This window comes from Luteibacter sp. KNZ12-1A (genome assembly GCF_056755675.1).
The window spans coordinates 1-427 of record NZ_JBPGXU010000210.1; the positions used below are offsets into that span (position 1 = coordinate 1).

1 protein-coding gene and 2 tRNA genes are annotated in these 427 nt (G+C 54.8%); all 3 read right to left on the reverse strand.

Annotated features, from left to right (window positions below; translation table 11 throughout):
- The coding region (locus ACR9ZJ_RS19390) for a GTP-binding protein (RefSeq protein ID WP_481288691.1) at positions 1-98 on the reverse strand (98 nt) is incomplete at its 3' end.
- Between the two features lie 63 nt (positions 99-161).
- Positions 162-237: transfer RNA gene (locus tag ACR9ZJ_RS19395), tRNA-Thr, on the reverse strand.
- 26 nt (positions 238-263) lie between these two features.
- Positions 264-337: transfer RNA gene (locus ACR9ZJ_RS19400), tRNA-Gly, on the reverse strand.
- Positions 338-427 lie beyond the last annotated feature (90 nt).

The window sequence follows — 427 nt, forward strand, 5'->3', positions numbered from 1 at the left end:
GTCAGCGCAGCCGTCAGCGTGGTCTTGCCGTGATCGACGTGACCGATGGTGCCGACGTTGACGTGCGGCTTCTTACGTTCGAACTTACCCTTTGCCATGAGCGCTAAACTCCGCTGGAGCCAATGAGATAGTAAAAAAGGAACCGCCGCGGACGACGAAGATGGTGCTCATGACTGGAATCGAACCAGCGACCTCTTCCTTACCAAGGAAGTGCTCTACCGACTGAGCTACATGAGCACGTGACGCAGCACGCGTGAGAACAATGGAGCGGGAGACGGGAATCGAACCCGCACAATCAGCTTGGAAGGCTGAAGTTCTACCATTGAACTACTCCCGCACTACGCGGAACTCGTCTGGTGGAGGAAGGTGGATTCGAACCACCGAAGGCGTAAGCCAGCAGATTTACAGCTGTCTCTTATACACATCT